Source organism: Neorhizobium sp. BT27B (assembly GCF_050455485.1).
Lineage (GTDB): Bacteria > Pseudomonadota > Alphaproteobacteria > Rhizobiales > Rhizobiaceae > Neorhizobium.
The window spans coordinates 105,878-131,774 of record NZ_JBCIYT010000010.1 but is presented as its reverse complement, the minus strand read 5'-3'; the positions used below and the strand labels follow the sequence as shown (position 1 = coordinate 131,774).

Here is a 25,897-nt window from a genome sequence, read left to right as displayed (position 1 = left end):
TGGTGTTTAGCGCGGCCGCACCACGACCGGCTGCTGCACGATCACCGGACCATAGAAGCGCGGGCGGTTGTTGATTTCATCCTGCCACTGACGCAGGTCGGCGCGGCGGTCGAGATCGAGGTCGAGCAGGCAGCGCGCCATGCCTTCGGTGCCGGGCTTGAAACCGTAACCGACGCAGCGGCTCTCATCGGCCGCACGCCGCTCTTCCGGTGTCATCGTCTGGCAGGAGGCAAGCAGGCCGGCAAGGGCGGCCAGAAGCACGAGATGGTGGGGACGCATGAGTGGCACTCCATGATGATGTCGCCGGGCGACGCAGTGCTTGGAAGACTAAATCATTCAGCCTTGATGGCAAACGCCATATCGGCGCAGCAACCTACCCCTTCGCCCTCACAAACTCCGCAAATCCCGCCACGAAATCACCAAGCCGTTTGGCAATTGCTTCATCCGTAATCCTGCCATCGGCATCAAACACCTTGCCGGCATTACCCACCATCAGCCGCTTGCCCGACCACGCTTCGGCCCCCAGCGTATGCAGCACGCTCAGCCAGGCATTCTGCGAAAGCAGCGTGCCGTAATTGCCGGGCGAAGCGCCGGCGATGGCAAAGGGGCGACCCTTGAAAACGTCGGAAATCTCCGGATGCGGGCGCGAAATCCAGTCGATGGCGTTCTTGAACACACCAGGAATGGAATTGTTGTATTCCGGCGTGAACAGGATGACGCCGTCGGCCTCCGCCATCTGGCGTTTCAGCACGGTCACCGCTTCGGGAATACCCTCGGACGCTTCGAGATCGCCGTCGTAAAGCGGGATGCCAGAAATCGTGCCCTTGATGAGTGTCACGCCCTCAGGCAGATTTTCCGCAGCCGCATTCAAGAGCGAAGTGTTGAACGATCTGTTTCTGAGACTGCCCGAGATTCCAACAAGTTTGATCATGTGTCTTCGCTCCGATTGGTTATAACAACCGTCAAATAGAGACACAGGAGGCGGCGGACAATGACCCGGGGCAATACCAGTACGAAAGCAAAGAGCGGATTGCATCACATCACGGCAATCACCCGCAGCATTCAGGCGAATATCGATTTTTACGTCGGTTTTCTCGGCCTGCGGCTGGTCAAACGCACTGCCGGTTTCGAGGATGCCACCCAGCTGCATCTGTTCTATGGCGATGCCGTTGCGTCTCCCGGTTCGCTCGTGACGTTCCTGGCCTGGGAAGACGGATCGCCGGGTCGCGTCGGTCACGGTGCGCCGAACGAGATCGGTCTTGCCGTTTCATGTGATGCGATCGGCTTCTGGCTGACGCGCGCGCTGCAATTTGGCATCGCAACGCAAGGGCCGGCGCCGGAATTCGGTGAGCCGGTGCTGCGCCTGAAGGACCCGGACGGCATCATCATCAAACTGATCGGCGTCGAGGATCTTTCCGTCTTTGGCGGCAAACCGTGGGCAAGTGACGGCATCCCGGCAGAATTTGCCATTGTTGCGCTGCGCAGCGGCACCATCCTCACCGAAAAACCGGCGCAGACCATCGCCTTCCTGACGGAAAATTTCGGGCTGGAAAGCGGCCCGGTCGAAGGCAGCCAGACGCGGCTGACCTCTGCGACCGGCGGTGTCGTCGATGTGCGCGACGCCACCGGTTTCTGGACGGCGGCACCCGGAACCGGCACGATGGACCATATAGCGCTCAACGCCCCGGATATCGACACAGTGCACAGCGTTGCCGACGAGATAGCCGCCGCAGATGGCTCGGAAACAAATGCACATGACAGAAAATACTTCTATTCGCTCTATGTCCGCGAGCCGGGTGGTTCGCTGATCGAATATGCCACGGGCGAGCCGGGTTTCATGCTGGATGAAACGGAGGAGGAACTCGGCACAACCTTGTTCATCCCGCCGCACTGGCAGGGTCGGGAAGCCGATAGCCGCGCCATGCTGCCGCAGTTCAGCCTGCCGGGCGAACCACGCATCCGCTACCGCGAACTGCCCTTCGTGCACCGCATCTTTATGCCGGAAGCGCCCGACGACCAGACGCTGGTCCTGCTGCATGGCAGCGGCGGCAACGAAACCAGCCTTCTGCCGTTTGCCCGCACAGTTGCACCCGATACGATGCTGCTGGCGCTGCGTGGACGTGCCACGGAAGAGGGCGTACCGCGTTTCTTCCGTCGCTTCGAGGATGGTTCTTTCGACCAGAAGGATATCGCCTCAGAAGCGGAAGCCTTTGTCGAGATGGTCGGCCAGTTGAAACAGGCCTATGGCGTGGATCTGGAGAAAACGACCTTTGTCGGCCAGTCCAACGGTGCCAATTTTCTGGCCGCAGTGATGGTGTTGCACCCCGGTGTCATCCGCCGAGCCGTTCTGATGCGGCCAGTGTCGGTGCTGAGCGACATTCCACCGGTCGATGTTTCCAGCGCCACAGCCGAAGTGTTGATCGTTGCCGGCGACAGGGATGCGCATGCAGCGGATGCCTTGAAGCTGATGGAAATCCTGGCGGCACGTTCGGTGGAGGTGACGATGATGACGGTCGAGGCTGGGCACGACCTCGTGGAAGCAGATCGTGGTGTGGTCGGGAAATGGCTGGCGCGGTGAGGGGCAGTCAGCGTCCAAAAAGTTCCGAATGCGAACCTAGCCGGACGAATTCGACATAATCGTCATCGCAGGTGTAGACGAGCAGAAAATCGCCGCCGATATGGGCTTCGCGGGCGCCGTGCCATTCCTTGCCGGAAAGGGCATGGTCTCGCCATTCGGGACCGAGCGGCTTTTTCAGAATGATCAGCACCATCAGTTCAATGGCGCGGTTCATGTCTGCCTTGCCGGCCTTGTTGTATCGATCCCAATCTTTTCGGAAGGCCTGTGTATAATCGCAGGCGCGTGGGCGCGACACACGCCGGGCACCGCTATCCATTTTCGCATCCTTTGCCATAAGACGCAGCCAGATCTACTTGTCTTTTAGATCGGCGAAAAGCTCGTCCGCAGCGTTAAAGCGTGCGCTGCGTGCCTTCCGGATTTCCCGTGCTTCCTTAAGGGCGGCACGCGTTTCTTCGTTCGGGGCTTTCAGTTCCAGCGGAAAGCTTTGGGTCGCGGCAACACGATGCAAGAAGATCCGCACGGCATCCGACATGGTCATGCCCAGAGCATCCAGCACTTCGGAAGCGTCTTCGCGGATATCGTCATCGACGCGGACATGCAGCATTTTCGTAGCCATCGGCTTATGCTCCTAGCGTGGCATCAGTTCCGGCAAATATGTATCTCATATGAGAGGCGGTCAAGCGTAATGCACTATGGGAATGCGACGTATTTCCTCAACCTGCTTTCGGCAATTCCACCCGCGCCTCGAACCCGTCCGCACGCCCTTCCGCCGGCGACAACAACACCAGCTTGCCGCCCATTTGCCCCAGAAGTCGTTCGACGATGGAGAGGCCAAGTCCCGAACCGGCGGCTTCCGTCCTGCCGCGCGAAAAGCGTTTGCGGATGGTGGCAAGCTCGCCTTCACCCATAACCGCCGAAGCGTTGACGATGCGCACCGGGCCGCCATTGTCGAGAAACACTTCGACCGGCGTGCCCGGCCGGCCGTGCACCAGCGCGTTTTCGATCAGGTTGCGCAGCACGATGGCAAAGGCGTCCTCGCTGAACGGGCCGGTGAGTTCTGCTCCCTTAGCGTGATGCAGGATGAGGCGTTGCGGTGCGTTCATGCCGCGCCAGAAATCGGTCAGTACCATGTCGAGAACCAGGCTCAGGTCGACGGGCTTTTCACTGATGCCGATGCCGGCTTCGGCGCGCGACAGCTGCAACAGTTTTTCCGCAAGATGGCTGAGACGGGTGAGCGAGGCTTCGATCTGGCTGGCGCGGTGGCGATTGGTCGGATCGCGAAGTTCAGAGATCAGCATCTGCGTCTGGGCAAGCGCACCGGCGATCGGCGTGCGTAGCTCGTGGGCGCTGTTGGAGGTGAATTCACGTTCCGCATCCAACGCCGTGCGCAGGCGTGTCATCAGGAAGTTGACCGACGTGGCGATCGGCTGCAATTCACGCGGCAGGTTGGAAGGATCGATCGGCTCCATGTTGCCGCCGTCCTTGCTTTCGATGTCACGGCGCAGATCGCCCACCGGCTGCACGGCGCGGCGCACCACCAGCCAGATGGCGATGCCGCTGACCGGGATCAGCAAGGCGAGCGGCAAAAACAGCGCGATTGCGCCTTCGTGCAGGGCTTCCTCACGGTTTTCGAACGCGTCGGCCACCTGGATGAACACCTGCGCCTCGTCATCGGTGGCGGTGTAGAACTGGTAACTGGCATCCTTCCAGAAACCGGCTTTCAGCGGGGTTTCAAACGCCTGTTCCGGCGCGTCATGGGAGCGGATCAGCACGCGACCGGATGCGTCGCGCACCTGATAGATCAGGTATTCGCGGTCACCGCTGGAATTGCCGGTCTGCAGCTGTTGCGGGGCGGTGCTGGGGCGATTGTCGTCGGGCCCGCCGAGCATGCCGCGATGTTCTAGATCGTCGACAACAAGCGGCACCAGCCTTTCGGCGGTATCCTGCAATGTGCCGTCGAACATTTCGGCATATTCCTCCTCCATCACCACGAGGCCGAGACCGACGGCAAGCAGCCATAGCAGTGCCATCATGGCGGTGATGGAAAAGATCAGCCGGCGTGTCATCGACGGGCCGGTGGCACGCGCAAACGGGTTCATTGTTCACGTCCCAGCCGGTAACCGACGCCGCGCAGCGTGGCGATATGGTCGCGCCCGAGTTTCTTGCGCAACCGGCTGACATAGACTTCCACCGTGTTGCTCTCGATTTCCGAGCCGAAGGCGTAAAGCGCTTCCTCGATCTGGGCCTTCGAGACGACCGCATTCGGGCGGGCGGCCAGTGCATCCAGCACCGCCCATTCGCGGCCGGAGAGCGTCACCGGTTCGCTGGCCAGCGTCACCCGCCGGTCGGCGGCGTCGATCTCGAGATCACCGACCTTCACCAGCGACACCGGACGTCCGCTGTAGCGCCGGCTGACGGCCAGCATGCGGGCGGTCAGTTCGCCGAGGTTGAAGGGTTTGACGAGATAATCGTCGGCGCCGCTGTTCAGACCTTCGATACGATCGGAAATCTGGTCATGGGCGGTGAGGATGATCACCGGTGTGGTGCCGCCCTGACCGCGAAACTTTTTGAGGAGATCGATGCCGCTGCCGTCGGGCAGGCGCAGGTCGAGCAGGATCAGGGCGTAGGCGGTGGTGGCGAGCGCGGCGCCGCCGGTGTCGATCGTTTTCATCCAGTCGACAGCATGGTCGCCTGATGCCACATGGTCACGCACCGCTTCACCGAGCGTCGCATCGTCTTCGATTAGAAGAACTCTCAAGCTGCCTGCTCCATCCCAGCCCGCATTACGGCGTCCACTCGGGTACGACGATATCCTGTAACCCGTATCTAGCAGAGAAGACGGCAAAATTTCGAGTGGGGATGGAGCGTTGGCAGGGTTCATGGTCATAAAAGTCGGGAAAAAATGACGTAAGCCGCCATCAGTCCGTTGGCGACCAGGAGGCAGAACACCGCAAACGATCCGAGATCCTTGGCATTCTTGCCGGTTTTCGACCATTCCGGCGAGATGCGGTCGATGATTTCCTCGATTGCGGTGTTGAGGGCTTCCGCGGCTATGAGGGCGAGGAAAAGCACGGCCATCGAGACGTAATCGGAGAGGCTGGCGCCGACGAAGGCGAAACCGCCAAAAATGCCGGTGGCGGCCACGAGTTCATGGCGAAAAGCGGTTTCTCCGAGCAGCCTTGCGGCACCACCCAGCGAATAGCCGAGTGCTGCCGCAAGGTGCCGGCTGCCGGTCACCTTCCCGATCGGCGGGCGGGTGCCGATCGGAGGTGTAGAAGAAGCGGGTCGGCTGGGGACGGGACCGTTGCTTCTTTCGGTGACCGGTTTTCTGACCTTCCCGAAGGAGCTGCAATCGGGAAGGGTCATGAATTCGCTCCACTGGCCGGTGTGCGGCAGGCGGAGAGCACATCGAGTTGTGGCGTGTAGACCGAGGTTTTGACCGCCATCATGCCGAGCGCCGTGTGGAACAGGTTGTCATGCGAGGCTTCCTCGCCGGCGCGTTTGGTCAGGCATCCGGCATCGACGGAGGCCTTCATTTCTGCGCCCTGCCACAGGACAAAGGGCACATGTGTCTGCTGCGAGGGGGCGATGATGTAGGGCGCGCCGTGCAGGTAGAGGCCATTTTCACCAAGCGATTCGCCATGGTCCGACATGTAGATCATCGCCGGATCGATGCTGTTTTCGCGTGCCTTCAGCTTGTCGATCACCGAGGCGAGGATGTGGTCGGTATAGAGGATGGTGTTGTCATAGGTATTGACCACCGACTGGCGATCGCAGTTGCCGATTTCCGCGGTCGAGCATTCTGGCGTGAAGCGGGCGAATTCCGGCGTGTAACGCTGGTAATAAGCCGGGCCATGGCTGCCGAGCTGGTGCAAAACGAGCACGCTGTCGCCCTTGATGTTCGAGAGCCATGTGTCGAGCTGGTCGATCATGGCATCGTCAAGGCATTCATTGCTCTTGCAGAAACGCGGATCGTTGGCGTTGGAGAAAGAGCGCATCACAGTCCGGTTGGCGACGTTCTGGCTGCCGGTATTGTTTTCCCACCATTCGGTGGTGATGCCGGCATGGCCAAGCACATCGAGCAGGTTTTCGCTGGCGAGGCCGGCACGATGCGAATAGCCGCTGCGCTTCAGGTTGGAGAACATGCAGGGCACGGAGACGGCCGTCGCCGTGCCGCAGCTGGAGACCTGAGAAAAGTAGGTGATGTCGCGTTTCTTCAGTTCCGGATTGGTTTCGCGGCCATACCCGCCGAGCGAAAAGTTTTCGGCACGCGCCGTCTCTCCGGTCACGATGACGAGAACCCGCGGTTTGCCGGATGGCGTCGGCCCTGCCACCTTGGCATCGGTGCCAAGAGGGGCGGCGACGATGTTTCTGTCGGCCTCGGACGCCAAAACAAAACCGACGGCGTTGCCGATCGGCAGCAGCGGGTTGAATGTCAGAATCAGATCCTTGTGGATGCGCGTTACCGAAGCGATGCTGCGCGCGCTGCTGATGCCGCACGCAATGCCGATCAGGACAAGCGGCACGATGGCGGTGAGATTCCAGCGCAGCTTGGCGAGGAAGTTGCGGTGCTGCACCTTTACCCAGCAGACAAGAAGCGACGGCAGGATGCCAAACACAGCCATATGCAGGAGAAATGCCGGCGTGATCAGATGGCCGGCTTCCGAGGAAGTGGTTATGGCCGCATTGCGGATCATGTTGACATCGATGATCGCGCCAAACTGATCCATGAACCATGCCGCAGAGGCGGCGCTGAGGATCATCAGGATCAGCACGGGCTTGATCAGATACTTGACCGAGAAAGCGATCGCGAGTGCAGCAAACAGGCAGGTCAATCCGAACGAAAAGGCGAGGAGTGCCAGATGATTGTCGAAATACTCGAAAGCCCGCGAAAAGAACGTGCGGTTGGTGAAGGCAATCAGATAGAGCGCCGTCAGGATTGCAAGGGTGATGCTGTCGATCTTCGGGCGGGCAATGCGTCCTGACGAACGGGGAACAGATGACGATAGGCTATTTACGGACAAGGGAAAGCTCCCGGCAGTTTCGATTGCCGGCGAAATCGCATCTGATCCTGACAGTCACCTGAATGTCATGAATCGATCCGGTGAATGATCATCGTTCAGGTGCATGTCAGCTTCACCGGTCATCGATGGTATCGTCACAGCAGGAGTTGGCGCTTGGTGAATGCATTCAAAACCCGTCCCGGTATCGTGTATATCGCCATTCTCGTGATGCTTGTCGTATCGATTCCCATGTTGCGCGAGGCAAAACACATGCGTTCGCTGCAGGGCTGGCCGACGGGTGCCAGCCAGCCGCATCGCAGTTTTTCCGGCTGAGATCACGGCTTACCTCACCGTTCGCTTCTGTTGCGCGCTTGCGATTTCCTTGAGGGCCGGTCTGGCTTATAAGTCGCCAAGCCTTCAACCGGAAAGCCCGCATGACCGTCCGTTTCGTTCGTCCCGTTTCCCAGTCGGCCTTTGCATCCCGGCGCATCGGCCTGTCTGCGCTCGTGCTGTTTCTGATCGCTGTGGCGGCGCACCGGTTCGGGCCGCTGACAGGGCCGGACTTTATCGCCATCGTGCTGTTTTCCGCAGCCATTGCCCTGGTCGCTGTGCTGTTTGCGGTGATCGGTCTGGCGCGGTTGTGGCGGGTGGGCGCGCAAGGTGGTCTGGCTTCCGCTTGGGGCTTGGTTTATGCCGCGCCGCCGATCGTTCTCGTCGGTTTCGCTGCGATCCTCTATTTCACAACGCCACCGCTTTATGAGGTTGCCACCGATGTCGAGGATCCGCCGGTGTGGATCCGCCAGCCGAGCGCCGACCAGCAATGGTTGCAGCGCCCAAGCATGGTTACCCCCTCCGACCGACAGGTGCAGTTGACCGCCTATCCCGAACTCACCGGCCGCCGCTATGAAGGTGCCGTCGACCGAATTTACGAGGCGGTGGCCAAGGTTGCCAAATCGACGCGTATTTCTGTTGATCGCAAGCACGGCATGGAACTGGTGGAGCCCGACATTACCGAAAGGCCGGCGCCGAAGACGCGTGCTGAAAGCGGCGCCGTGCCAGACAATATTCCGATCCCTCTGCCGCGGCCGGAACAGTTGCGGCCCGGCAAATCTCTGGTGGAAGACATTGGCCGGCCGGGCGACGTCATCCTGCAGGGGCAGACTCGTACGCTGATTCTCGGCCTGCGTTTCGATGTGGTGATCCGGCTGCGCGAGGAAGCGGAAACCACCATGGTCGACCTGCGCGTCGCCGCGCGCTATGGCGGCCATGATCTTGGCCTCAGCGCCGATATCGCGCAAGGATTTTTGCGGTCACTGGATTCGGAATTGCTGGGGCTGGCGGTGGATTGAGGTTCACCCCGGCCGGTATTCCCCGACCAATGACGGCGGGCCATCGGTTGCCACAAAACCCTTTTCCACCAGATCCTCCAGATGTGCCAGAACCGACAGGGCTGCCGCGCCATGCAGCCGCACATCGGTGCTGGCATAGATCACCTTGACCATCTCCGGTATCAGCCGGTCGCCGCCGCGGATGCGCTCCAGAATTGCCCGTTCGCGCATGCGCCTGTGGGTGCGCAGCCCGCGTAAAAAGGACCTCGGTTCGGTGACAGGGCCGCCATGGCCCGGAAAATAGATGCGGTCGTCGCGGGTCAGCAGCTTTTCGACCGAGGCCATGAAATCGCCCATCGAACCATCCGGCGGCGCGACGATTGTCGTGGCCCAGGCCATGACGTGATCGGCGGAAAACAGGATGCCGGTGCCTTCCAACGCGAAGGCTGAATGGTTGGCGGTGTGGCCGGGTGTGTGGACCGATGTCAGCGACCAGCCGTCGCCATCGATCGTGGCGCCATCGGCAGCCACGATGTCGGGGATGAAATCAGTGTCGGCGCTTTCGGCGAACGGATTGACCTCGCCGGCATGCAGCGGCCGTGCCGCCCGGTGCGGGCCTTCCGCCACCGTCAGCGCGCCGGTTGCCTCTTTCACGCGGCGCGCCAGCGGAGAATGGTCGCGGTGGGTGTGGCTGACGAAAATATGCGAGAGTTTTCGCGGGCCAAGCGCCTGCATCAGCGCCTCGAAATGGGCATCGTCCTCCGGGCCGGGGTCGATCAGCGCCACGGTCGAGCCACTGCCTACGATATAGCTGTTGGTACCGGTAAAGGTGAAGGGCGAGGCATTGCCGCAGGTGATGCGCTCTACACCGGTTGCGATCGGCACGGCGGTGCCATGGGCGGGCACAAATGCGCGGTCGAAGGTGACGTCGTCGGCTGTCGACGGCGTGCTGTCTTCCGTCCGGGTGTCGTCGGCCATGTCCGTCTCCGAGATGCTTGTGATGGCGGTCTAGCATGGTGGGGTGGGGAGGGCGAGGGTGCAAGGCTGGAGGGCGCAGATGGAATCGGATAAGGGTGAATCTTGCTCTGGTTCTCTTCTCCCCTGCGGGGAGAAGGTGGCCCGAAGGGCCGGATGAGGGGGGGAATGCCAAGGCCGAACGTGCTTCCGTGCTGCCCCCTCATCGCCTCGCTGTCGCTCCGGCACTTCTCCCCGGCGGGGAGAAGATACCAGCCGCAGCGCCTCGTTCATCGGTAATTTACAGAGAGAAGCATGGCCGTAAAACAATCCGCCCTCGAAATCTCCGACCGAGATGTTTCCGCCGGTGACATGCGATCATGGGTGGCGGGCGGCTTCACCGTCTCGCTCAAAAACTGCAATCTCGATGGCGCCGATCTCGCCAGTCTCGACATGCCCGGCTGGACATTCGCAGACTGCAAAATGGCCAATGCGGATCTGCGCAGCGCCGGCCTGGAGGGCGCAAGATTTTCCGGTTGCCGTGGCGCGCATGCGGATTTTTCCGGGGCAGACCTCACGGATGCGACATTTTCCGGCTGCGATTTCAACAATGCCTCCTTTGTCGAAGCGAAAGCCAACGATACGGCTTTCGAGGGCTGCAAGCTGACCGGCGCCGATTTTTCGCGCGTGCGTTCGCTGGGCATTTCGTTCAGGGAAACGCTCCTGTCTGCGGCGCGATTGCGCGGCATCTCTTTCAACAATACGCGGCTGGAGAAGCTGGATTTCGGCATGGCCGATCTCACCGGCTGCGATTTCCGCAAATCGGTGTTTTCCGGCTGCAGTTTGAGGGATGCCGGCCTTGTCGATGCCCGTTTTGACGGTGCGGATTTGCGTGGCGCCGATCTCGGCGGCCTGCGGTTGATCGATGCGAAAAAGTTTCGAGGCGCGACGATTTCGAAAGATCAGGCAGGGCAGATTTTGGCAGAGCTGGGCTTGAAGGTGCGGTAGTTCACCGCTCGTTGCGTTTGCCCAGATGATCTTCCCAAGCGAGCGCGGTGCGGATGATGAAATCGAGATCGTCGTGCGCCGGTTTCCAGCCAAGTTCGCGGTTTGCCACCGATGCATCGGCGACCACGAAGGCGGCATCGCCCGGACGCCTGCCGACCTGCTCGACGGCAAAGTCGCGGCCAGACATACGGCGCACGCAATCGATCACGTCCAGAACCGAAAAACCGCGGCCGTAACCGCAGTTTGCGACAAGCGAGGTGCCGCCGGTGCGCAGGCGCTGCAGCGCTTTCAAATGGGCATCGGTGAGATCGCTCACATGGATATAGTCACGCACGCAGGTGCCGTCCGGCGTCGGATAATCGTTGCCAAAAACCTGTAGCTTTTCGCGGCGGCCCAGCGCCGTTTCGCATGCGACCTTGATCAGATGGGTGGCGCCGGCCGTCGACTGGCCGGTGCGGCCGCGCGGATCGGCGCCGGCGACGTTGAAATAGCGCAGTGCCGTATAGGTGAAGGCGTGGGCTGCGGCGGCGTCGCGCAGCATGATCTCGGTCATCAGCTTGGATGAACCATAGGGCGATTCCGGCTTCAGCGGCGCATCTTCCACCACCGGTGCCGAATCCTGCGGCGTGCCGTAGACGGCAGCCGTGGAAGAGAACACGAAATGTGGGACGCCGGCCTCGATGGCGGCCGATATCAGCGCCTGTGATTTGATGGTGTTGTTTTCGTAATAGGATAGCGGATCGCGCACCGAATCCGGCACCACGACGGAGCCGGCGAAATGGATGATGGCATCGACCGCATGTGTCTCGAAGATTCTTGTCAGCAGCGCGGGGTCGGCGATATCGCCTTCGTAGAGTTTTGCTTCCCGCGCCAATGCCCAGCGAAAGCCGGTGGACAGGCGGTCGAGCACGACCACATCCTCGCCGCTGTCGAGAAGCGACCAGACCATGTGGCTGCCGATATAACCCGCACCGCCGGTGACGAGAACCGCCATGCTTTTGATCCTTCCATTGACAGTTTCTGGCAAGAATTGACTGTGACGTTTTCTCTATACTTGCATTAGATTGACTGATTGTAAGCAAACGCTTGGCTGCAGAAAACTATCGATCTGCCGCTGTTATGCGATCGATCTCTTTCAGCATGTCGATGAATGCCCTCAGCGGCGGCGGCACGTGGCGGTGGCCGGCGTAATAGAGCATCAGTCCGTCGATCCATGGGCACCAGTCTTCCAGCACGGGCAGAAGTGCGCCGTGCTCCAGATACGGTCTTGCGACGATCTGCGGCAGATAGGCGATGCCGAGACCGTTTTGTGCCGCCTCCGCCATCGTCTCCAGATGATCGAGCGTCAAGGCGCCCGGCACATCCACCACCACTTCCTGGCCGTGGCGTTCGAATTCCCAGCGATAGAGTTTGCCGCTCGGCATGCGCAGGCGGATGCAGGCATGGGTTTTCAGGTCGTCCGGGGTTTGGGGCGTGCCGCGTTTTTCGAGGTAGTCTCGGGAGGCGACAGTGATGAAACGGGCGCGGCCACCAAACGGCACGCCGATCATATCCTGCGGCACCGCATATCCGAGCCTGATGCCGGCATCGAAACCTTCGGCAACGATATCCGTCAGCCGACCGTCGCTGACGAGGTCGAGGGCGATTTCGGGATAGCGGACGAGAAATTCCGGCACGACACTGCGCACCAGAAGCCGGATGGCCGGTTCGCCGCCATTGATGCGCAACACGCCGCTCGGCCGGCCGCGAAAATCCTCGATGGTTTCCAACGCCCGGTCGAGGCCCGACAGGGCGGGGCGCAGTTGCAGGGCCAGCCGCTCGCCGGCCTCGGTGGGGGCGACGCTGCGAGTGGTGCGGTTGAGCAGACGCACGCCGAACGTGGTTTCAAGGCTGCGCATCATGTGGCTGAGCGTGGAGGGCGACAGACCGCGTTCGTCGGCGGCCTTGCGAAAGCTGCGATGCGCAACGATAGCCAGAAAGGCGTCGAGGTCGGACAGGGATGGGCGCTCATTCATGGGTATATTTCACCGGTTCATGCAGGTTTGCACGGATTATAGCATCAATCATGCTGGTCTATCTATGCCTTCAAGGCGGCAATGATGCCGCAAAACGATGGAGTAGATCATGACTGAACAGCGCACATGGTTCATCACAGGCACGTCCTCCGGTTTTGGCCGCATCCTCACCGAAAAACTGCTGGCACGGGGTGATCGCGTCGCCGCCACCCTGCGCAAGCCGGGCGTGCTGGACGATCTCAAGCGAGAGCATGGTGACCGGCTGTGGATTGGCTCGATGGACCTGACCGATATCGCAGCGGTGAAGGCGACGGTTGATCGCGCCTTTGCGGAACTGGGCCGTATCGATGTGGTCGTGAGCAATGCGGCCTACGGCCTGTTCGGCGCCGGCGAGGAGGTCACGAGTGAACAGATCCGCCACCAGATCGATACCAACCTGATCGGCTCGATCGAACTGATCCGGGCGGTGCTGCCGCACTTTCGCGGTCAGGGCGGCGGACGCATCCTGCAGGTGTCGTCGGAAGGCGGGCAGATCGCCTATCCGAATTTTTCGCTTTATCACGCCACCAAATGGGGCATCGAGGGTTTTGTCGAGTCCGTTGCGCAGGAAGTGGCGCCTTTCGGCATCGGCATCACGCTGGTCGAGCCGGGGCCGACCAAAACCGATTTTGCCCGGGGTCTGGTGAGTGCCGAACCGATGGCGGAGTACGAGGATACGCCGGCGGGTGCCGTGCGCCGCGGCGTCGCCGATGGCAGTTTCGAGATCACGGGTGACCCGGAGAAGATGGCCGACGCAATGATCGCGGTGGCGGGGCAGGAGAAGGCGCCCAAAAGGCTGGCGCTTGGCACCAGCAGCTATTTTGCGATCCGCGAAGCCTTGCAGGAAAGGCTGGCGGAACTGGAGGCGCAGAAGGCGGTGACAATGGCGATGGAGTGAGTGGCGGCAATCGCCCTCCCGCAAATTCACCCCCCTATGGCTTGGCGCTTTCGCTTGCCGGCTGAACGATCACCGAGGAATGGCCGGGACTACCCTCAGGCAGTTTCATGTTCGACGGAAACTCGAACGAAACCGAATGGGCGCCGGCTAGTCCTGCCGGAAAACGGGGGAATTCCTTGAGGGCAACGTAGCCGGGATGGCCGGGCGGGCGTGGATCTGCTGCCTTAAGCGACCCGTTCTGCAGCAATTGAACAAGACCGGCTTCCTGCGGCAGGACCTGATATCGCTCCGCTTTCCCCGATGACACGACCTCAGCGGGATCGATATCGGCGACACCGCCGGGACTGAAGTGCCGGAGGGATTTCACAGTCGGTTCGATCTCCTTGTCGATGGTTTTCTGTGGCAGCCCGTCCAGTGTGAAATTGACTGATCGTCTCGCCATGACAGCGGCGGCGCTTTTGCTGTTTCGTTGCATGAAATCGCTCGGCAGGCTGAGATTGCCGGATGTGTAGATCGAGGAAATGCCTTCCGGCAGCCGATTGAAAAGCTGGGAAAGCTGCCGTTGCTCCATTTCCGGAGACGCGTTTTCGAGGCGCGTAAGGCATTCGCGATCACCAACCAGTGTGACCTTCTCCTTCGGAAGGCCGACCACGCCGACACCCTTGCGCGCCGCGCCGAAAAAGCGGGCGATACGTTCAGTGTGTCCGGTAATACGCCAGATCATCGGGGTGTAGGATGAGACCGCAAGATAGACGGGATCGGTACCTTCCGCGATCTCGATAGTTGATGTTTCCGTTCCCTCGTCCTGACCGGCAACTGTGGTGTTAGAGAGCGTGCCGCCTTCATAGGCGGTGACCACGTAAAGCCTCTGATCGCCCTCGATCTTGGGAAATGCGCAGCGAGCCCCCATGGATGCGGCCGGATTCGGGCGCGCGGCCATCACAGCGGCGGGGGTCGCAGCGGCACTTTCCTCCTTGCTGATGACACCGTCGCCATCCGTGTCGACCTTAGCAAAGGATTCCAGGGCAAGGGTCTCCAGCTCCGCTGCCGTGAGCTTGCCGTCCTTGTTAGGATCCAGCGCCAGAAGCTGTTCGTATATGGCGGCTATGCTCTGTGTCGTGCCGCGCGCGTCAACCTGGGTTGCAGTATGGTTGCTGGCCTCGATGAGACTAACCGTGCCGTCACCATCCGTATCCGCCGTCGATACGATGTTCCTGAAAACAGAATTGGTTTCGTCCATCTGGGGGGCGGCGAGCTCCTCCTTGTCGAGGACATTGTCGCCATTGAGATCCATCGCAAAGAAACCGTTGAGCAGCCCCGCCTTGCGGGCTCCTCTCATTTGCGCGATCTTTCGGTCGATATCGGCTCGGGTCAGCGTCTTTCTGTCGGCAGCGGCTTGCCGCAATTGCTGCAGGATCACCGACACATGTGCTTCGCGATATTGCTGATGGACGCGTAACGGATCTGCCTGAGGTCTGGCCGGAAAATTTGGTCTGGGATTGGGAGAGGTGATCTGTGTGACCGATTGTGCATCCAGTGCGCCGGTGCCAGCCAACATGATGACGCTCGCATAAGCAACATTGCGCAAAACCATATTTCTACCCGCTCATAACATGATTGATGATCCGGTCACGTTTCCATTTTTGCCGAGCAGTGTCGACATGCGGGAGCGTGAATACTCAAATCAGCCTTAACGTGTCGTTCTGCCGGATCGGGATGTTGCATGTCGATGCGTAGTGAACGGTTTTAGCGTCCACCGCTCTGCCGCTTCAACCCCGCCAGTTCCATCTCCGTCAAAGCCCGGACGCTTCCCTTTTCCAGCTCGCCCAACAAAAGCTCGCCGATCGCCACGCGCACCAGTCGCAGCGTCGTGATCTCGAGGCTTTCCAGCATGCGGCGGATCTGGCGGTTCTTGCCCTCGTCGAGTTCGATCTCCAGCCAGGCGTTTTTGTCGCCCTCGCGCAGAAGCGTGACACGGCCGGCGGACAGGAAATCGCCGTCGTGGGTGATGCCTTTGCGCAGTGCGTCCAGCATGGCTGCGTCGGGCAGGCGGTCGATCTGCACGTGATAGGTTTTCGCCACATGCGTTTTCGGGTCGAGCAGAGCGTTGGAAAACTGCGTGTCGTTGGAAAACAGCAGCAGGCCTTCGCTGGCCTTGTCCAGCCGCCCGACCGGCGAAAGGTGGGCGTTGTCGAATTCCTTCAGGCAGTCATAGACGGTCGGGCGGCCTTGCGGGTCGTTTCGGGTGGTGACGAGGCCCCGCGGTTTGTTGAGCATCAGGTAGACGAATTTTTCCGCCGTCACCGGCTGGCCATCGACGCTGATCTTTGCGGTGGCAAGGTCGATCCAGGCTTCGATATCGGTGACGGTTTTACCGCCGACCGAAACGTGGCCGGTGCGGATCAGCTCTTCGGCCTGCGTGCGTGAGCAGAATCCGAGTTTGGAGAGGGCGCGCGGAAGGGTGACGCGCTGGCCGTCTGGTTTTTGAGCAGGGGCAAGGGCTTTGGCTGCCTTGCAGAGCGGCCTCGACGACGATCTGGCAGCAGGTTTGGGGCGCTGGCGGGTGGGTTTCATTGGGAGAATGGTCCGGGGGCAAAGGCCTGCAAACTTGGAATGGTTCGGAAGCGGCCTATGCCGATTGTCTTCTCCCCTCGGGCGAGAAGGTGGCCCGAAGGGCCGGATGAGGGGGGAGCCATCGTGAACGTTATGCCTTGCGGCCCCCTCATCGCCTCGCTTTCGCTCCGGCACTTCTCCCCGCTGGGGAGAAGATGACTGCGGCGATGCCGCGATAGCTGATCCAATTCGATTGTCCTTCGGCGCGCCGGGCCGTCTTCATCTGCCCGGCAATCTTGCGTGAGTGGTTGACCTTGCGGCCCTTGCCATTCTAATGCCGGTTCCGTCCAGCCTCCAGTGGGTAGGGACGACAAAACATTTGCCACTTCCCAACGAGAGACCACGTGACCATGGCCGATATCACACCCCAAAACGTGACCGGAGAACTCGTGACCCTGCGCGACTACTGGCGTTACGCGATCTCCCGTTTCAATGCCGCCGAACTGGGTTTTGGCCATGGCACGACGACCGCCGGCGACGATGCCGCCTTCCTTCTGCTCGACAGCCTCAACCTGCCAATCGATACGCTCGATCCGTTTCTCGATGCCCGCCTGCTGCCGGCCGAGCGTCAGCTGCTGGCCGAGCGCATCGAACTGCGGGTGACGAGCCGCAAGCCAACCTCCTACATCACCAATCATGCCTATATTCAGGGCGTGCGTTTCTTCGTCGACGAGCGGGTGATCGTGCCGCGTTCGCATATCGGCGAAATCCTGTTCACCGAATATCTTGGTGAAAACGGCTCTTCCTTCCTGCCCGATCCGTTTGCCGTGACGAGTGCCGTGGATATCTGCACTGGGTCCGGTTGCTTGGCGGTTCTGGCTGCAAAGTTCTTCCCGAATGCGGAAGTCGATGCCGTCGATCTGTCCGGCGATGCGCTGGAAGTTGCGAAGATCAATGTCACCGATCACGAGGTTTCAGAACAGGTGTCGCTGTTCAAGGGCGATCTTTTTGCGCCGCTTGCCGGCAAAACCTATGACTTGATCATCACCAACCCGCCTTATGTCGATCACGCCGCGATGGCTGGTTTCCCGGCCGAGCATCGTGCAGAGCCTGCCATGGCGCATGATGGTGGTGCGGACGGTCTCGATCTGGTGCGCAAGATTCTCGATGAAGCGGCGAACTACCTGAACCCTGAGGGCGGCATGTTGTGCGAGATCGGCTCGGGCCGCGAGATTCTTGAGGAAGAATATCCGCATCTGGAGTTTTTCTGGGTGGAAACGGCAGAATCGCAAGATGCGGTGTTCTGGATTTCCGCCGAGGCTCTCGGCGTCGCGTAATCTCAACGACAACGGCTCCCGATGGGAGCCGTTGCCGCATTCTATGCCGGTACGCCTTCAGATCGCCTCGAACACCATCGAGTGGCCGTTGATGCAGTAACGCAGGCCAGTCGGCGGCGGGCCGTCCGGAAAAACGTGGCCGAGATGGCCGTTGCAGCTGGCGCAGCGGATTTCCGTGCGCACCATGCCATGCGTGTTGTCGCGCAGCTCAATCACCGCATCTTCCTTGACCGGCGCAAAGTAACTCGGCCAGCCGCAGCCGCTGTCGAACTTGGTGTCGGAGACGAACAGCGGTTCATCGCAGGCGGCGCAACGGTAGAGGCCCTTCTCCTTGCTGTCCCAGTAAGGGCCGGTGAAAGGGCGTTCGGTGCCGGCCTGGCGCAGGATGTAATATTGCTCCGGCGTCAGTTGCTCACGCCACTCGGCATCGCTTTTTTCGACTTTCGGGTTTTTGACATCGGACATGCCGGTTCCTTTCTGTTTTATCCTTAGATAGGTGCATCACGACCAATAGAAAAGTGCGCGTCTTTTGTGTGCCGGCAGCGAAAAAGCCTGTGCTGAAATGGCGCGGGTAACACCGACGGTGCGGGCAGATCAAAAAAAGGTGTGTGCTGCCTGCGAATCAGGCAATGTTCAGTGCAGCCGGAGGGGATGTTGGGGGAATGAGCACTTGTCTGAGGTGCCATCCATAGGCTGAATTTTGGGTTAATCAGGAAATTAAGCGGATTAAGCAGAGTTAAGCGCCAAGCGGTGACAGAATTTCGCCGCATTTTGGTCGTTTGCGGCCGCACGTTCCTTTTGCTCCTTCAGTAAAGGCTAAAAAAACGAAGGATAACTTCCTTTGTAGTCCAATTATGCAAAATGCAATTGGACTTCTCAAAAAACAGTGCTAATCCCTACATCAGTAGAGCGCTGAATTTGGTTTAACTCTCGCTTTCCCTCAGTATATCGCGAATATTATCGTTGTCTTTCTCGGATGGGCCGGTGATCTTCTACTCTGAGGAGAAAATGTGAGAACGTGTCAATTTCAGGTGGCATGGCTTTATTGTCTGTCGGAGATCTAGGGGTGGATCTCAGTCCTTGCGGACACGGCGGACAATGAAAAGTAGCCATCGCGTCTCTACGAAGGCAGTTCGCGGGTCGCGACTGTCTATGGATGGAACAGGAGACTAGTATGACAGAAACCCTATCCGACAAGGGCCAGGATCTTCTCGTGGAATTGACCGCGGATATCGTCTCGGCCTATGTCAGCAACCATGTAGTTCAGGTTGGTGATCTCACCGTCCTGATCTCTGACGTGCATTCCGCATTGAGCAATACTTCTTCGCCCGCACCGGTTGCTGCTGCTGTAGAAAAGCCGAAGCCGCCGGTTCCGATCAGGAAGTCGATCGAAGACGATTACCTGATTTGCCTGGAAGACGGTCAGAAGTTCAAGTCGCTTAAGCGCCACTTGATGACCCATTACAACATGACGCCGGAAGAATACCGCGAAAAGTGGGGCCTGCCGGCAGATTATCCGATGGTCGCGCCTGCCTATGCCGAAGCGCGTTCGCGCCTCGCCAAGGAAATGGGCCTCGGACAGCGCCGCAAGCGCGGCAAATAAGATCTGATCTGAGCATTGCGGGCTCGGGATCGCTGGGGTGCGATCCGGCTCGTGGTGAGCATTGTGCTCTTTTAAAAAAGCAAGATACCGGGCAGGATCGATGGATCCGGGCCCGGTTTTTTAATGTCTGCAGTTTTAAGAAAGGAAAATAATCCTTTATGTTTTGTCGATAACCGAAATATGTTCGATAAAACAACAAATCACCTCCCGCCGTATTGGTTTGCATTTTTCTGTTTGTCTGTTATGAATATGTGAATAAATTCCTATTTTATGGTGGGAGGTATTCATGCAGTCCGGATTTTCCATTCGCATCGCCGGGACATGCCCGGTTCGTCCGCAAATTCTGCCCCAGGATCCCGCCTGGATCGGCATATCGCTTTCACGCATCTGCCGCGGGGTTCGCCTGCTGGTGTGGGAAGCGCTGGTACTGGCCAATGGGCAACTGGCTGAATTGCGGGATCGACGACGCACTGCCTGCCATGTGCGCCAGATTGCCATGTATGTCTGCCACGTGGCGCTGCGCGTACCGATGGCCGATATTGCCGATGCCTGCGGGCGCGACCGCAGCACTGTCAGCCATGCCTGCCATGTGACCGAAGACAGGCGGGACGACCCGCTGTTCGATGCTTTCATTGCCTGTGTGGAGCGCATGGCGCTGGCGGCTTTCGGGCGGCAGGAGGGTTTTGAGCATGACTGAGCGCGGTGGCAAGGATCAACACAAAACCGGACGGAAGGCGCTGCTGAAGCTGCTGCGCATGCTTTTGCGCGGCGATTGCAGGATTGCAGCTTGTGACAGTGAGAATGTGCGATTTGAACGGGATGGGGAGAGCGCGAATTTCACACCCGCTATTCTTGCCTTTGCCGTATCGCGCGGGCTGGTGATGCGCAGCGGCTCGTCCGTGGCGGCAACCACGGCTGCACCGGCCTTTCTGCGTCGCATGCTGGCGGCTGGCGATGACGAATTTTCAGAGCAGCACCGCGAGATGGTGGACGATGTGGCAATGGTGGAGGAGGTGCATCAGCGGGTGCGGCGAAATCTGAAGGAATCGCCGCTGGCGCCTCTCGCAAGGCTGAAGGATCGCGCCGGCGAACCGTATCTGTCCGCGGCCGCCTTCGATGCCGGGGACAGGCTGGCCAATGATTTTACCCGCGGGCAGATGCAGCCGCGCATCACCGCCTCCTGGGAGCCACGGTTGGAAACGAGTGGGGCGGTGCGCGCCGCCGGCGGTGGCGAGATCAGCGATAGCGCCATGGCGGCCCGCGACCGCTTCGCCCGCGCGGTAGAGGCCATGGGGCCGGAATTGTCCGGTGTGGCAATGGATGTCTGCTGTTTCGGAAAAGGGCTTGAGACGGTGGAGCGTGAACGCCTGTGGCCGGCGCGTTCGGCAAAGCTCATGCTGCGGGCAGCACTTCTGGCGCTGGCCCGGCATTATGCGCCGCCGATGCGCGATGGCAGGCGGCGGCACCATTGGGGAGACGGGGATTTTCGTCCGCGCATGTGAGCGTCATAGAGCACGACAGCCACCCCTCACCCTATTTGGCAGGTGAGGGGCGTAGGCTTTCGAACAGATCAGCTGCGTGGCTTCAGGTTCTCCGGATCATAGATCGGCTTGTAACCAACGCTCACCACCTCGACCGGGTAGGTATCGGCAAAATATTCGACATTGAGCTTGCGTCCGACCTGGCAATACTCCCATGGCAGGTAGACGAGGGCGATATTCTTGCCGACCGTCGGACCATAGGCGATCGAGGTCGTGTAGGAGCGGCGGCCGAGTTCGTCGACCAGAACCGCACCCGTTTCCGGGTCCATGACCGGCAGGTTGCCGACCGGGTAGCGTTTCACACCCGATGCGTCGGTGTTTTCGGTCATGACCAGCGTGCACAGCATGGCGGGCTGATGTTCACGCGCCTTGTATTCCAGATGCTTCTGCTTGCCGCGGAAATCGGCTTCCTTGACTTTTGGTCGGGCCAGATCGGCTTCGATCAGGTTGTACTGGGTGAGCAGATCGCCGTTCTGCAGGCGCAGGCTCTTTTCCATACGGCGCGAATTGGCATAGGTCTCGACGCCGAAGGCCATCACGCCGGTGGCGCGAAGAGCGTCCCAGACGGCAAGGCCGTCCTCGTATTTCATATGCAGTTCCCAGCCCTGTTCGCCCACATATGAAATGCGGAAAGCGGAGACATGCTTGCCGGCAATCTCGATCAGCTTGATGGCCGCGAAGGCAAAATTTTCGATGTCGAGGCCTGCCGGATCCGCCACCACCTTTTTCAGCGTCTCACGGGCATTCGGGCCCCAGATGCCGATGGTGATGAATTTTTCCGAGACGTCGGTGATCGTCACGTCGAGACCGCGATCCTCGGCCACGCGCTTCATGTAATGATAATCGCGCGGGCCGGCATCGGCGCCGTTCACAAGGCGGCCGCGGTCTTCCATGCGGAACACGGTAAAGTCGGCGCGCACCATGCCCTCGTCATCGAGGAAGTGGGTATAGATGCCCTTGCCGATATTGCCGTCGCCGCCGATTTTTGCCGCGCAAAGCCATTCCAACAGCTCGACATGGTCCGGGCCTTCGATGTCGACCATGTGGAAATGCGAAAGGTTGACGATGCCGACATCCTCGCTCATCGCCAGATGTTCGGCATTCGAGACGCGCCAGAAATGGCGGCTGTCCCATTCGTTTTCGCGTTCCGGAACCTGATTGCCGTATTTTTCCAGCAGGTGCTCGTTGGCGGCGTAGCCATGGGCACGCTCCCAGCCGCCGAGTTCCATGAAGTGACCGCCGAGTTCCTTTTCGCGCTCATGGAAGGGCGACTGCTTTGCGCCGCGACCGGTCGAATAAGGCTCGCGCGGATGCACTGCCGGGAAATAGATCTTTTGCGCCGCTTCGTAGGTGCGGCCCTCGATGAATTTTTCGTCCAGCTGATGCGGATAGAAACGCGCATAATCGATGGAGTTGTGGTCCACCTCGGTGCGGCCGTCGGTCAACCAGTCGGCGATCAGCTTGCCATAGGCCGGGCCGTCCTTGACCCAGATGGCGACGCAATACCACAGGCCGCGCACCTTCTGGCTTTCGCCGCAGGAGGCACCGCCGCCGGCCGAAACCTGCAACAGGCCGTTGAAGGAATGGCCTTCGTTATAACCCAGTTCGCCGAGAATAGGCGTCAGCTCGATCGCCTTTTCCAGCGGCTCGAGGATCTGTTCCATGTCGAGATCGCGTTGCGACGGTGACAGGCGTGCCTCGTGTTTTTCGAGAATATCGCGCGGGTGGCAGAGGCGCGGATTGGTGGTCTCGTAATAACCCCACTCGATCTGGCCGCCCTCGGTGGTCTTCGGATCGCCGGTATCGCGCATATAGGCGGAATTGCCCTGGTCGCGCAGCAGCGGAAAGCCGATCTCCTTGCCGGTGCCTTCGAACTCGTTATAGGGGCCGAAAAAGGTCAGCGGATGGTCGACCGGCATGACGGGCAGGTCTTCACCCACCATCTCGGCGATCAGGCGCCCCCAGATGCCGGCGCAGACGATGACGTGATCGGCCATGATCGTGCCGCGATGAGTAACCACACCCTTGATGCGGCCGCCCTCGACGATCAGCGATGTCGCCGGCGTATTGCCGAACACTTTCAGCTTGCCAGCCTTCTCACCGGCATCGACCAGTTTTCCGGCAACCGTCTGGCTGCGCGGAATGACGAGGCCGGCATCGGGATCGAACATGCCGCCCTGAACCTGATCCTCCTCGATCAGCGGGAACATTTCCTTGATTTCGGCCGGCGTGACGAGGCGGACATTCGTACCAAAAGCCTTGCCGGACGTGACCTTGCGCTTGATTTCTTCCATCCAGCTGTCATCGCCGGTGCGGGCCACTTCCAGGCCGCCGATGCGGGCGTAATGCCCCATCTTCTCGTAGAAATCGATGGAATACTGGGTGGTCCAGACCGACAGGTAATCGTGGCTGGTCGTGTAGCAGAAGTCCGAGGCGTGGGCGGTGGAGCCGATATCGGTCGGGATGCCCGACTTGTCGATGCCGACAATGTCGTCCCAGCCGCGCTCGATCAGGTGATGGGCGATCGAGGCGCCGACGATCCCGCCGAGCCCGATGATGACGACTTTAGCCTTGCTCGGAAATTCTGCCATTGCATGCCTCGTGCTTCGAAATGTCCGGCGATCTTATGAGGAGTAACAGACGTCACCTCTTCAGATTACGACACGCACCAACGTTGATGCGCCACACCGAATGTCGCAAAGACGATGGCAAACAAAAACGGCCGGGCTTGGTGGCCCGGCCGTGTCATGTCTGTGATGTCTCGCGTGCGTTGCCTCAGGAGGCCCGCTTCTTTTCAATTTCCTGCGCAACGACGACCGGATCCTCGATGCCGGCGATCGGCTTGCCCTTCAGGTCACGCGCCACGGCAAGCAGGAAGGGCCAGGAAGAGACAAAATAGCGCTTTGCCAGCCGTTTCGGCTCGCTGGCAGCCCGCCACAGGAATTCCAGGCCCACTTTCGAGATGATGCGGGGCGCACGGTGCTTGGTGCCGGCATAAAACTGCAGGGCGGCGCCAAATGCCAGACCGTAACAATCCGGCAGCTCGTGGCGATGCTGCGCCATCCATTTTTCCGATTTCGGCGCGCCGAGGCCGAGAAACAGGTGGGTCGTCTGCTGCTTGCGGGCAAGCGTGGTCAGCCAGGTGCCAAAAGCCTCGTTCTTTTCAAAGCCCATCGGCGCGGTGATCGACAGATGGTCGGTGAAGCCGAGGGTGCGCACCCGCTCGTTCAGCTTGATCGCCGTGTCTTCGTCGGGGCAGACGAACAGAAGCCGGTGCCGGTCGGGCGACAGCCTGTCCAGCATTTTCGGAAACAGGTCTGAACCGGAGATGCGGCCGGGAATGGGGGCGCCGCGCAGCTTCGCGTAAAGCAGCACCGGCATGCCATCGACGACGGCCTTCCACGAGGAGCGATAAGCTTCGCGAAACTCGGCGTCCTTGGTCAGCCGCACGATGTGATCGACATTGGCGGTCACCAGCAGCTGCAGGCCTTCGCCGCGCGGTGCGGGAGCCATCAGCGCTGCCAGCATCACGTCTTCATTCCACGTCGTGAAATTGAAGCCCAGCAGGTTATGCTCGGCGGATGTATGGTTGTTGTCGTTATCCCATTGCGATGGGACGCCTCGGGGCAAAAGCTCGGTCATGAACTGTCCCAGACTCCGTATCTCTGACGATGCTGCAGCGAGCCTGGTAAGCCAGGCCGAACATTGCTGCCGACAGCGTGAACCAAAATGGGCCGGAGCGCGCCAAGAAGACACTCTCCAAGCAGGCCAGAAAAATACCGTAGAGCCAAATTCTTAAGAACAGCCGGGAAATATCGTTAGAATTGTTTCGATCGCTCTGAATGTTAAAACTATTTAGCGGGACGTAAAGTACAGCAAGTATCAGAATAGCAAGACCAGGTAACCCCATGTTAACCATGGCATCTACATAGGCATTGTGCGCATCGACTGCTTTTACCGCCCAGGTGAATGCGCCAAGGTCACTGTTTACCAGTGTGCTCGTGCCCCAGAAGCTGTCGAAGCCGTAACCAAAAACGGGGTTGTTTCCGATTGCCGCCAGCGCCAGGTTCCAGATGTCGGCACGCGCCGTAAACGTCGCATCGATGCCGAGTGAGGTGACGAACTCGCGCACTGCCGGCAGCGCCACGACACCGACGGTGGAGAAATTGATGAGGCCGACGCCGCCGAACACGATCAGCACGCGGGACCAGCGAAAGCGCTCGAAGATGAAGGCCAGAACCAGAATGACCGGCATCAGCGCGGTCGATGTCTTGGCGCCCGTCTTGAGCAGGAAAAATGCGCTTGCGGCGAAAATGGCAAGCCCGATGACGCGCGACCACGATTTGGTCAGATACAGTCCAAAGAAGCAGAACATCGCCATCACGCCGCCGGCTTCGTTCTTCTGCACGTACAGACCGCGCCACAGGCCGGCATGTTCCGGCTCCAGAAAGTCGTTGAGCTGATGGATGGAGAGATAGGGAACGAAGACCACACCGAAATAACATAGCCCCAGCACAATCAGCACGCTTTTGCCGAGCAGGCGGGCAAACTCCTCCTCGCTTGCCGGCAGAAGCAGAAAAATGCCGGCGCTGAGCGTCACCATGATGGCGATGATCGAGCGTTTCAGCGCGCCTGCCGGATCGACGGACAGGATTGCTGTGAAAAGCAGCCAGAAGAACAGGGTGACGAACACGATGCGCGGCTGCAGAACCAGTTTTCGTGCCTGTTCGTTTACTGCGGCATAGATCACCAGCATCAGTGTGAGCAGCACCATGATGCCCTGCGTCCAGCCCGGCGGTTTGAACGTCGACAGATCGACGCTCAGATCGGTAAACGGCGTCAACGTCACCCAGTAAAGCAGGAAAACGCCGATGAACAGCATGCGCACGCCGAGGCTGGATCTCGGTGCGGCGGGTTTGCCGGTGGCGATTTCGCTGTCTGTCGGCACTTGGGCGGGCTCCGTCTCATCGGCGCCCTCCATTGGGCACCTTCCCGTCAGGCCGATTAGATTAGCGATGTCGCATTAAGATTTTGCCAAGG

At 60.0% G+C, this 25,897-nt stretch carries 26 protein-coding genes; 9 read left to right on the top strand and 17 right to left on the bottom strand.

Features of this window, described 5'->3' with window-relative positions:
* Positions 1 to 6: 6 nt before the first annotated feature.
* Entirely contained in the window at positions 7 to 279 is a 273-nt protein-coding gene (locus AAIH70_RS23705) for a hypothetical protein (protein ID WP_132278229.1), read from the bottom strand.
* Between the two features lie 94 nt (positions 280 to 373).
* Positions 374 to 931, bottom strand: a complete 558-nt coding sequence (locus AAIH70_RS23700; protein WP_132278231.1) for an NADPH-dependent FMN reductase — start codon at positions 929 to 931, stop codon at positions 374 to 376.
* 60 nt (positions 932 to 991) lie between these two features.
* Here AAIH70_RS23700 and AAIH70_RS23695 point away from each other — a divergent pair, with 60 nt between their 5' ends.
* Entirely contained in the window at positions 992 to 2,578 is a 1,587-nt protein-coding gene (locus tag AAIH70_RS23695; protein WP_132278233.1) for a VOC family protein, read from the top strand.
* Positions 2,579 to 2,585: 7 nt separating this feature from the next.
* Here AAIH70_RS23695 and AAIH70_RS23690 read toward each other — a convergent pair whose 3' ends face one another.
* The 6 genes from AAIH70_RS23690 to AAIH70_RS23665 form a co-directional block, all read right to left on the bottom strand.
* Positions 2,586 to 2,894, bottom strand: a complete 309-nt coding sequence (locus AAIH70_RS23690; protein WP_207908299.1) for a type II toxin-antitoxin system YafQ family toxin — start codon at positions 2,892 to 2,894, stop codon at positions 2,586 to 2,588.
* 33 nt (positions 2,895 to 2,927) lie between these two features.
* The gene (locus AAIH70_RS23685) at positions 2,928 to 3,194 is read right to left on the bottom strand and encodes a type II toxin-antitoxin system RelB/DinJ family antitoxin (RefSeq protein ID WP_207908300.1); all 267 of its coding nucleotides are present in this window, start codon (positions 3,192 to 3,194) and stop codon (positions 2,928 to 2,930) included.
* A 97-nt stretch (positions 3,195 to 3,291) separates the two neighbouring features.
* The gene (locus AAIH70_RS23680; RefSeq protein WP_430035839.1) at positions 3,292 to 4,677 is read right to left on the bottom strand and encodes a histidine kinase dimerization/phospho-acceptor domain-containing protein; all 1,386 of its coding nucleotides are present in this window, start codon (positions 4,675 to 4,677) and stop codon (positions 3,292 to 3,294) included.
* Positions 4,674 to 5,336 (bottom strand): response regulator, encoded by a 663-nt coding sequence (locus tag AAIH70_RS23675; protein ID WP_132278237.1) that lies wholly within the window; start codon positions 5,334 to 5,336, stop codon positions 4,674 to 4,676. The genes AAIH70_RS23680 and AAIH70_RS23675 overlap by 4 nt, the downstream gene beginning before the upstream one ends.
* Positions 5,337 to 5,461: 125 nt before the next feature.
* Entirely contained in the window at positions 5,462 to 5,944 is a 483-nt protein-coding gene (locus AAIH70_RS23670) for a diacylglycerol kinase (RefSeq protein ID WP_430035837.1), read from the bottom strand.
* Complete coding sequence (locus AAIH70_RS23665) at positions 5,941 to 7,602, bottom strand: phosphoethanolamine transferase (protein ID WP_132278241.1); 1,662 nt, start codon at positions 7,600 to 7,602, stop codon at positions 5,941 to 5,943. Before AAIH70_RS23665 ends, AAIH70_RS23670 begins: the two co-directional genes overlap by 4 nt.
* An 84-nt stretch (positions 7,603 to 7,686) precedes the next feature.
* Between AAIH70_RS23665 and AAIH70_RS23660 the strand changes: the two genes are divergently transcribed.
* Entirely contained in the window at positions 7,687 to 7,914 is a 228-nt protein-coding gene (locus AAIH70_RS23660) for a hypothetical protein (protein WP_132278243.1), read from the top strand.
* Between the two features lie 101 nt (positions 7,915 to 8,015).
* Positions 8,016 to 8,930, top strand: coding sequence for a DUF1499 domain-containing protein (locus AAIH70_RS23655; RefSeq protein WP_132278245.1), 915 nt, complete (start codon positions 8,016 to 8,018; stop codon positions 8,928 to 8,930).
* A 3-nt stretch (positions 8,931 to 8,933) separates the two neighbouring features.
* Here AAIH70_RS23655 and AAIH70_RS23650 read toward each other — a convergent pair whose 3' ends face one another.
* A complete protein-coding gene (locus AAIH70_RS23650; RefSeq protein WP_132278247.1) occupies positions 8,934 to 9,887 on the bottom strand; it encodes an MBL fold metallo-hydrolase in 954 nt (317 codons plus the stop codon).
* A gap of 291 nt (positions 9,888 to 10,178) precedes the next feature.
* Here AAIH70_RS23650 and AAIH70_RS23645 point away from each other — a divergent pair, with 291 nt between their 5' ends.
* Entirely contained in the window at positions 10,179 to 10,871 is a 693-nt protein-coding gene (locus AAIH70_RS23645) for a pentapeptide repeat-containing protein (protein WP_132278251.1), read from the top strand.
* 1 nt (position 10,872) lies between these two features.
* Here the strand turns inward: AAIH70_RS23645 and galE are convergent, their stop codons facing one another.
* A complete protein-coding gene (gene galE, locus AAIH70_RS23640) occupies positions 10,873 to 11,865 on the bottom strand; it encodes a UDP-glucose 4-epimerase GalE (protein ID WP_132278253.1) in 993 nt (330 codons plus the stop codon).
* Between the two features lie 106 nt (positions 11,866 to 11,971).
* Complete coding sequence (locus AAIH70_RS23635) at positions 11,972 to 12,886, bottom strand: LysR family transcriptional regulator (protein WP_132278255.1); 915 nt, start codon at positions 12,884 to 12,886, stop codon at positions 11,972 to 11,974.
* A 109-nt stretch (positions 12,887 to 12,995) separates the two neighbouring features.
* Here AAIH70_RS23635 and AAIH70_RS23630 point away from each other — a divergent pair, with 109 nt between their 5' ends.
* On the top strand, positions 12,996 to 13,823 hold the full coding sequence (locus tag AAIH70_RS23630; protein WP_132278257.1) for an SDR family oxidoreductase: 828 nt from the start codon (positions 12,996 to 12,998) through the stop codon (positions 13,821 to 13,823).
* A 34-nt stretch (positions 13,824 to 13,857) separates the two neighbouring features.
* Here the strand turns inward: AAIH70_RS23630 and AAIH70_RS23625 are convergent, their stop codons facing one another.
* Together AAIH70_RS23625 and AAIH70_RS23620 are read right to left on the bottom strand one after the other, a co-directional pair.
* Positions 13,858 to 15,381 carry an EF-hand domain-containing protein gene (locus AAIH70_RS23625; protein ID WP_430035833.1) on the bottom strand — a complete coding sequence of 508 codons (1,524 nt, stop codon included), beginning with the start codon at positions 15,379 to 15,381 and terminating at the stop codon, positions 13,858 to 13,860.
* Between the two features lie 188 nt (positions 15,382 to 15,569).
* Positions 15,570 to 16,397, bottom strand: coding sequence for a pseudouridine synthase (locus tag AAIH70_RS23620; protein ID WP_132278261.1), 828 nt, complete (start codon positions 16,395 to 16,397; stop codon positions 15,570 to 15,572).
* A 389-nt stretch (positions 16,398 to 16,786) separates the two neighbouring features.
* Between AAIH70_RS23620 and prmB the strand changes: the two genes are divergently transcribed.
* Positions 16,787 to 17,713: a 50S ribosomal protein L3 N(5)-glutamine methyltransferase gene (gene prmB, locus AAIH70_RS23615; RefSeq protein ID WP_132278472.1), complete on the top strand. Its 927-nt coding sequence runs from the start codon at positions 16,787 to 16,789 to the stop codon at positions 17,711 to 17,713.
* A gap of 57 nt (positions 17,714 to 17,770) precedes the next feature.
* Here the strand turns inward: prmB and msrB are convergent, their stop codons facing one another.
* The gene (gene msrB, locus AAIH70_RS23610; protein ID WP_132278263.1) at positions 17,771 to 18,178 is read right to left on the bottom strand and encodes a peptide-methionine (R)-S-oxide reductase MsrB; all 408 of its coding nucleotides are present in this window, start codon (positions 18,176 to 18,178) and stop codon (positions 17,771 to 17,773) included.
* 709 nt (positions 18,179 to 18,887) lie between these two features.
* On the opposite strand from msrB, the gene AAIH70_RS23605 reads away from it, so the two are divergent.
* The 3 genes from AAIH70_RS23605 to AAIH70_RS23595 all read left to right on the top strand — a co-directional run bounded on the left by AAIH70_RS23605 (position 18,888) and on the right by AAIH70_RS23595 (position 20,818).
* On the top strand, positions 18,888 to 19,316 hold the full coding sequence (locus AAIH70_RS23605; RefSeq protein WP_132278265.1) for a MucR family transcriptional regulator: 429 nt from the start codon (positions 18,888 to 18,890) through the stop codon (positions 19,314 to 19,316).
* A gap of 286 nt (positions 19,317 to 19,602) precedes the next feature.
* A complete protein-coding gene (locus AAIH70_RS23600; protein WP_245519302.1) occupies positions 19,603 to 20,013 on the top strand; it encodes a helix-turn-helix domain-containing protein in 411 nt (136 codons plus the stop codon).
* Entirely contained in the window at positions 20,006 to 20,818 is an 813-nt protein-coding gene (locus tag AAIH70_RS23595) for a DUF6456 domain-containing protein (RefSeq protein ID WP_430035830.1), read from the top strand. The genes AAIH70_RS23600 and AAIH70_RS23595 overlap by 8 nt, the downstream gene beginning before the upstream one ends.
* Positions 20,819 to 20,886: 68 nt before the next feature.
* On the opposite strand, the gene AAIH70_RS23590 is transcribed toward AAIH70_RS23595, so the two are convergent.
* From AAIH70_RS23590 to AAIH70_RS23580, 3 genes are all read right to left on the bottom strand, one after another.
* Positions 20,887 to 23,448, bottom strand: a complete 2,562-nt coding sequence (locus AAIH70_RS23590) for a GcvT family protein (protein WP_132278269.1) — start codon at positions 23,446 to 23,448, stop codon at positions 20,887 to 20,889.
* Positions 23,449 to 23,632: 184 nt separating this feature from the next.
* On the bottom strand, positions 23,633 to 24,499 hold the full coding sequence (locus AAIH70_RS23585; RefSeq protein WP_132278271.1) for a WecB/TagA/CpsF family glycosyltransferase: 867 nt from the start codon (positions 24,497 to 24,499) through the stop codon (positions 23,633 to 23,635).
* Positions 24,456 to 25,805: an O-antigen ligase family protein gene (locus AAIH70_RS23580; RefSeq protein WP_165932104.1), complete on the bottom strand. Its 1,350-nt coding sequence runs from the start codon at positions 25,803 to 25,805 to the stop codon at positions 24,456 to 24,458. Before AAIH70_RS23580 ends, AAIH70_RS23585 begins: the two co-directional genes overlap by 44 nt.
* Between the last annotated feature and the right edge of the window lie 92 nt (positions 25,806 to 25,897).

Bases quoted from the DNA above. Each gene is read 5' to 3' on its own strand.
- AAIH70_RS23705 (WP_132278229.1), bottom strand. From the start codon at position 279: ATGCGTCCCCACCATCTCGTGCTTCTGGCCGCCCTTGCCGGCCTGCTT.
- AAIH70_RS23700 (WP_132278231.1), bottom strand. From the start codon at position 931: ATGATCAAACTTGTTGGAATCTCGGGCAGTCTCAGAAACAGATCGTTC.
- AAIH70_RS23695 (WP_132278233.1), top strand. From the start codon at position 992: ATGACCCGGGGCAATACCAGTACGAAAGCAAAGAGCGGATTGCATCAC.
- AAIH70_RS23690 (WP_207908299.1), bottom strand. From the start codon at position 2,894: ATGGATAGCGGTGCCCGGCGTGTGTCGCGCCCACGCGCCTGCGATTAT.
- AAIH70_RS23685 (WP_207908300.1), bottom strand. From the start codon at position 3,194: ATGGCTACGAAAATGCTGCATGTCCGCGTCGATGACGATATCCGCGAA.
- AAIH70_RS23680 (WP_430035839.1), bottom strand. From the start codon at position 4,677: ATGAACCCGTTTGCGCGTGCCACCGGCCCGTCGATGACACGCCGGCTG.
- AAIH70_RS23670 (WP_430035837.1), bottom strand. From the start codon at position 5,944: ATGACCCTTCCCGATTGCAGCTCCTTCGGGAAGGTCAGAAAACCGGTC.
- AAIH70_RS23660 (WP_132278243.1), top strand. From the start codon at position 7,687: ATGATCATCGTTCAGGTGCATGTCAGCTTCACCGGTCATCGATGGTAT.
- AAIH70_RS23655 (WP_132278245.1), top strand. From the start codon at position 8,016: ATGACCGTCCGTTTCGTTCGTCCCGTTTCCCAGTCGGCCTTTGCATCC.
- AAIH70_RS23650 (WP_132278247.1), bottom strand. From the start codon at position 9,887: ATGGCCGACGACACCCGGACGGAAGACAGCACGCCGTCGACAGCCGAC.
- AAIH70_RS23645 (WP_132278251.1), top strand. From the start codon at position 10,179: ATGGCCGTAAAACAATCCGCCCTCGAAATCTCCGACCGAGATGTTTCC.
- galE (WP_132278253.1), bottom strand. From the start codon at position 11,865: ATGGCGGTTCTCGTCACCGGCGGTGCGGGTTATATCGGCAGCCACATG.
- AAIH70_RS23635 (WP_132278255.1), bottom strand. From the start codon at position 12,886: ATGAATGAGCGCCCATCCCTGTCCGACCTCGACGCCTTTCTGGCTATC.
- AAIH70_RS23630 (WP_132278257.1), top strand. From the start codon at position 12,996: ATGACTGAACAGCGCACATGGTTCATCACAGGCACGTCCTCCGGTTTT.
- AAIH70_RS23625 (WP_430035833.1), bottom strand. From the start codon at position 15,381: ATGTTGGCTGGCACCGGCGCACTGGATGCACAATCGGTCACACAGATC.
- AAIH70_RS23620 (WP_132278261.1), bottom strand. From the start codon at position 16,397: ATGAAACCCACCCGCCAGCGCCCCAAACCTGCTGCCAGATCGTCGTCG.
- prmB (WP_132278472.1), top strand. From the start codon at position 16,787: ATGGCCGATATCACACCCCAAAACGTGACCGGAGAACTCGTGACCCTG.
- msrB (WP_132278263.1), bottom strand. From the start codon at position 18,178: ATGTCCGATGTCAAAAACCCGAAAGTCGAAAAAAGCGATGCCGAGTGG.
- AAIH70_RS23605 (WP_132278265.1), top strand. From the start codon at position 18,888: ATGACAGAAACCCTATCCGACAAGGGCCAGGATCTTCTCGTGGAATTG.
- AAIH70_RS23600 (WP_245519302.1), top strand. From the start codon at position 19,603: ATGCAGTCCGGATTTTCCATTCGCATCGCCGGGACATGCCCGGTTCGT.
- AAIH70_RS23595 (WP_430035830.1), top strand. From the start codon at position 20,006: ATGACTGAGCGCGGTGGCAAGGATCAACACAAAACCGGACGGAAGGCG.
- AAIH70_RS23590 (WP_132278269.1), bottom strand. From the start codon at position 23,448: ATGGCAGAATTTCCGAGCAAGGCTAAAGTCGTCATCATCGGGCTCGGC.
- AAIH70_RS23585 (WP_132278271.1), bottom strand. From the start codon at position 24,499: ATGACCGAGCTTTTGCCCCGAGGCGTCCCATCGCAATGGGATAACGAC.